At 73.0% G+C, this 3,115-nt stretch carries 4 protein-coding genes; 2 read left to right on the forward strand and 2 right to left on the reverse strand.

What is annotated here, in order from left to right:
* Positions 1-176: 176 nt before the first annotated feature.
* Entirely contained in the window at positions 177-1,130 is a 954-nt protein-coding gene (locus tag ABTY20_RS34990; RefSeq protein ID WP_352001172.1) for an IS481 family transposase, read from the reverse strand.
* A 172-nt stretch (positions 1,131-1,302) separates the two neighbouring features.
* Here ABTY20_RS34990 and ABTY20_RS34995 point away from each other — a divergent pair, with 172 nt between their 5' ends.
* On the forward strand, positions 1,303-1,578 hold the full coding sequence (locus tag ABTY20_RS34995) for a hypothetical protein (RefSeq protein ID WP_352001173.1): 276 nt from the start codon (positions 1,303-1,305) through the stop codon (positions 1,576-1,578).
* A gap of 105 nt (positions 1,579-1,683) precedes the next feature.
* On the opposite strand, the gene ABTY20_RS35000 is transcribed toward ABTY20_RS34995, so the two are convergent.
* Complete coding sequence (locus ABTY20_RS35000; protein WP_352001174.1) at positions 1,684-2,190, reverse strand: MarR family winged helix-turn-helix transcriptional regulator; 507 nt, start codon at positions 2,188-2,190, stop codon at positions 1,684-1,686.
* A gap of 109 nt (positions 2,191-2,299) precedes the next feature.
* Between ABTY20_RS35000 and ABTY20_RS35005 the strand changes: the two genes are divergently transcribed.
* Positions 2,300-3,115 (forward strand): EamA family transporter (locus tag ABTY20_RS35005; protein ID WP_352001175.1); only part of this gene is annotated, 816 nt, incomplete at its 3' end.

The following is a 3,115-nucleotide window of genomic DNA, read 5'->3' on the forward strand; positions in this document are numbered from 1 at the left end:
GCCCGCCCGCGGCGTCGGCGTCGGTCACCGATCCCCCCGCGCCCGGCTGCGCCCGCGCGGGGGGACCCCCCTCGCGCCGGCGCCCTCCTCCGCCGTGCGGCCGGACGCACCGGGCCCCGCTCACCCGGGCCGTGGGGCACCCTCGGTTCCCTCCGACCCGATCCGCCGGACAGGCCCTAAGTGTATTGCCCTGTGAGGTTGGGGACGCGGCTGGCGGGTGGTTGGCCCTTGAGCGCGGTGTGTCCGCGGTGGTGATTGTAGGTGTGCAGCCACTGCGGGAACGCTTCGCGGCGCTCGGCTTCTGACCGGTAGGGGCGGGCGTAGGCCCATTCGTCGAGCAGGGCGCGGTTGAGGCGTTCGACCTTGCCGTTGGTCTGGGGTCGGTAGGGCCGGGTTCGCTTGTGTGCGATCCCGGCCGCTGCCAGAGCATCGCGCCAGGTGCGAGAGCGGTAGCAACTGCCGTTGTCCGTCAGGACGCGTTCGACGGTGATGCCCGCGCTGGTGAAGTAGGCGTGGGCCCGCTGCCAGAAGCCGGTCGCGGTTTCCTTGCGCTCGTCGGTCAGGATCTCGCTGTAGGCGAGGCGGGAGTGGTCGTCGACGGCGGTGTGGATGTAGCTGTAGCCGGCGCCGGACCGGGTCGCGCGGCCTGCTTGGCGGCCCAGGGCCTTGTGGCCGCCGCCGTCAGGGATGTTGCCGAGCTTCTTGATGTCCACGTGGACCAGCTCGCCGGGCCGGTCGCGTTCGTAACGGCGTATGACGTGGCCGGTTGCCCGGTCCAGGTGTGTGAGCCGGGCGAGCCGGTAACGGGTCAGGACGCGGTGGACGGTCGAGGGCACCAGGCCGAGCAGGTGCGCGATGCGGGCCGGTCCCCAGCGGCGCAGGACACGGACTTTGATGATCCGGCGCTCGGTGCGGGTCGGTGTCCGGCTCGGACTGTGTCGGGGGCGGCTGGAGCGGTCGCTCATGCCGGCCTCGCCCAGGGCACGGTAGCGGTCGGCCCATCGCCGGGCGGTGGTGGGCGAGACCTGGAAGCGTTCCGCGGCCCGGCGCAGGGGCCAGCCGTCCTCGACCACGCAACGGGCCAGACGCAGGCGTCCGGTCTCGGTCAGGGGTGCATTACGGTGGGGCACGAGGGCCTTTCGGTCGGGTGTAGACGTCGCAATCCACACCGAACCGGAAGGCCCTCACCCGTTCAAGATCCCTCAGCCGAGACCTGGCTCACCCGTCCACAACCTCCCGGGACAGAACACCTAAGGCACCCCGCGCGCGCGGAGCCCGACCGCGTTGGATAGTTTGGGCACCGTGGACAAGAAGAACGCCCTGCGCGCCGGCGCCCTGGCAGCCGGTACGACGCTGATGATGCTGCTCATGTCGTCCCCCGCGCTCGCGCTCACCCGCGACGACGGCGACGACCCCGGTCCGGGCCTGAGCGTCGTCGAGACGCTGGGCCTCTACGTCGTGGCCCCGATCGCGCTGTTCGTGATCATCGCCGGCCTGGTGATGGTCGGCGACAAGTCGCACAAGAAGAAGGACCCGACCAGCTCCAACATCAGCACCCAGGCCGAAGCCAAGGCCTGACCCGGGGCTCACCGCCTTCGAGGGCGCCGGTCCGCCGTACGCGGACCGGCGCCCTCCGTGCGTGCGGGACCCTTCGTGCGTGCGGGACCCCGTCCTCGCACGTCCCTACCGCTCCGTCGCGGACAGCAGCTCCCGCAGCAGGCCGGCCAGGTGCGCCGCCCGTTCCCCGCCCAGGGCGGACAGCGCCTCGGACTGGGCGGCGAGGCCCGCGCCGACCGCCGCGTCGGTCAGGCGCAGCCCCTCCTCGGTGAGCGTGACCTGGAGTCCGCGCCGGTCGTGCGGGTCGGGGGAGCGGCGGAGCAGTCCCGCCCGCTCCAGCTTGTCGAGACGGCCGGTCATCCCGCCGGTGGTGAGCATCAGCGTGGCCGAGAGCCGGCGGGGGGAGAGGGTGTAGGGCTCCCCGGAGCGTCGCAGGGTGGCGAGGACGTCGAACTCCCCGCGTGAGATCCCGTACCCGGCGTACGCCTTCTCCATCCGGTCGCCCATGGCGCGCGCGAGCCGGAAGACGCGCCCGAAGACCTCCATCCCGGTGGTGTCGAGGTCGGGCCGCACCCGCGCCCACTGCTCGATGATCGCGTCGACGGGGTCCTCGGGGTGCTGCTCTGCGGCCATGGCAGGAGTATCCGCCGGGAGGGGACCACCCGCAAGAAAGTAGCTTGACGGCAAGTAGCTTGCGACTAAGCTACTTGCCATTGACCTACTTGGAAGGGGTGCGCCCGTCATGGCCGCGAACCGCGTCGCCCTCGTCGCGCTCACCGCCCTCGCCCCCGTCTCCTGGGGCACCACCTACGCCGTGACCACGGAGTTCCTCCCGCCCGACCGCCCGCTGTTCACCGGCCTGGTGCGCGCCCTGCCCGCCGGTCTCGTCCTGCTCGCCGTCGTCCGGGTGCTGCCGCGCGGAGCCTGGTGGTGGAAGGCGGTGGTGCTGGGCGCGCTCAACATCGGCGCCTTCTTCCCGTTGCTGTTCCTCTCCGCGTACCGGCTGCCCGGCGGCATGGCGGCGGTGGTCGGCTCGGTCGGGCCGCTGTGTGTGGTCGGCCTCTCGGCGCTGCTGCTGGGGCAGCGGCCGACGGCGCGGAACGTGATCACCGGGTTCGCGGCCGCGTCCGGCGTCAGCCTGGTGGTCCTGGAGGCGGCGGGCGCCCTGGATCCGCCGGGCGTCCTCGCGGCCCTGGCCGCCACCGCCTCGATGTCCGCCGGCACCGTCCTCACCCAGCGCTGGGGCCGCCCGGAGGGCGTCGGCCCGCTCGCCCTGACGGGCTGGCAGCTGACGGCCGGCGGCCTGCTGATCGCGCCCGTCGCCGTCCTGGCCGAGGGGGCGCCCCCCGCCCTGGACGCCCCGGCGGCCGGCGGCTACCTCTACCTCGCCCTGGCCAACACGGCGATCGCATACTGGCTCTGGTTCCGGGGCATCGGCCGCCTCACCGCCACCCAGGTCACCTCGCAGAACACCGTCATCTACTGGAGCGCACGGGCGACCGACGGTGACGGCTACGGCCCGTGGAGCTGGGACGGCGACCCTGCCCAGCGCTGCGAG

It is taken from the genome of Streptomyces sp. NPDC126497 (assembly GCF_040302425.1).
GTDB lineage: Bacteria > Actinomycetota > Actinomycetes > Streptomycetales > Streptomycetaceae > Streptomyces.